Raw genomic sequence first — 561 nt, 5'->3', positions numbered from 1 at the left:
GCCACGGGTTATGCGATGGAGGACTTTAAGGGCGGCTATGCGACCTTGTTCGCCAACGCTTTGGCCGTCCGGGCCAATGACCGGGGCCGGCTTGCCGGTGTCCTCGCGGCGTTGGCGGAGGAGGTCAGGCAAGCAAAGCTCAAGGCGCGGGAAGAGAAGTCCCGGCTGAAGGACCTTAACCCTTGGCAGCAACGCGCCGATATCCGTGAACAACACTTTCAGTCTTTCGTGAGCCCGTTGAGTGATCCCATGCCGATGGATTGGCCGGTCGCTGCTCCGACGATTTCAGCGGTGTTTTCCCCGAGCGACCGGGTTCGATTCGCCGGTGGATCGGGGGGCGCTACCAGCTCGGCTGATCCTGGAAAGCTGCGCGAATTTGTGTCCCAATCCCGCGCCTTTACCAACATCCTGGACGCGGAGCTGGGGAGAATCCGGAACGCGTGGAGCGGTTTCACCTCAGCGTGTTCGTGGGTGAATAGCGGCAGTGTCACGTTTGTGTCGGGGTTCGAGGAACTGCTGACTGAGAACGCCGCTGACGCGACGTGGCTTGAGCAGATCGCC

Annotated in this window: 1 protein-coding gene; it reads left to right on the top strand. The window is 61.7% G+C overall.

What is annotated here, in order from left to right:
- Positions 1–15 precede the first annotated feature (15 nt).
- The coding region (locus tag FQP90_RS23070; RefSeq protein ID WP_144653443.1) for a hypothetical protein at positions 16–561 on the top strand (546 nt) is incomplete at its 3' end.

The organism is Paenarthrobacter nitroguajacolicus (assembly GCF_007786235.1).
Lineage (GTDB): Bacteria > Actinomycetota > Actinomycetes > Actinomycetales > Micrococcaceae > Arthrobacter > Arthrobacter nitroguajacolicus_A.
This window is presented reverse-complemented; position numbering and strand designations above follow the sequence as displayed.